The organism is Citricoccus sp. GCM10030269 (genome assembly GCF_042665635.1).
Classification (GTDB): domain Bacteria; phylum Actinomycetota; class Actinomycetes; order Actinomycetales; family Micrococcaceae; genus Citricoccus.
Genome location: NZ_JBHTCV010000008.1, coordinates 1 through 812, shown reverse-complemented (window position 1 = coordinate 812; position 812 = coordinate 1). Strand labels below are relative to the sequence as shown.

At 65.9% G+C, this 812-nt stretch carries 1 protein-coding gene and 1 pseudogene; both read right to left on the bottom strand.

What is annotated here, in order from left to right:
- On the bottom strand, nt 1-490 hold a 490-nt coding region (locus ACFQQD_RS13965; RefSeq protein ID WP_378090520.1), incomplete at its 3' end, for a DDE-type integrase/transposase/recombinase.
- Between the two features lie 137 nt (nt 491-627).
- Nucleotides 628-812 (bottom strand): annotated as a pseudogene (locus ACFQQD_RS13960) (hypothetical protein); the annotation flags it as partial.

The window sequence follows — 812 nt, the reverse complement described above, 5'->3', positions numbered from 1 at the left end:
GCATCGCGGCCCCGTTATCGGCGTGCACGTACTCCGGGGTGGTACCGGCAGCGTTGAAGGCCTCGGTGAACATCTCCACGGCCAGCCGGTCAGCCTCGCGGTCTTCGACCCGGAAGCCAACGATCCGACGCGAGTAGATATCGATGACCGAGTACACCTTGAACACCTGAGCGCTGTACTGACCCTTGAAATCGGTGATGTCCCAGGACCAGACCTGGTTCGGCCCCGTGGCCAGCAGCACCGGTGCCGGCCGGGCACCGCCCTGGTCGGGCCTGGTCCCTGGCCCGGCCGGGCGTTGACGTTGGTCCATGGTCGCTGCGATCCGCCACCAGGTACGCCGGGAACCGACGTAGAGCCCGTCGTCCCAAGCAGCAGCGTAGGCCTGGTCCACTGAGTCCCCGGCCTTCCAGGCCGCCAGGACACGTTCGCTGACCAGGACCCGCTGGTCATCACTGAGTGCCTGAGGCTGATCCCGGGCCGTGTGCGGCACCGGAGTCGGGAGCCTGGGGCGGGGCCGAGTCCGATAGTGCCAGCTCGAACGGGCCAGACCGATCTGTTGCAGGGCCCGGCGATGAGATAGGGCCCCGGCGCCGGTCAGTTCCGCGAGCAGCTGGGCTTCGTGTTCGATCAGTGCTGCTGCTCGTTCGGAGTCGGGGTCTCGCCGGGCGTATGCTCGCTCCACTTCTGCATAAGCCCGATAGCTTTTCCCAGGGCCTCGTTAGTGGCTTGGAGCTTGTCGTTCTGGTCCCGGATCTTCTCCAGTTCCGTCTGTTTCAGCTCCAGGTCCTTTTCCAACTGCCTGAGCCGATGCC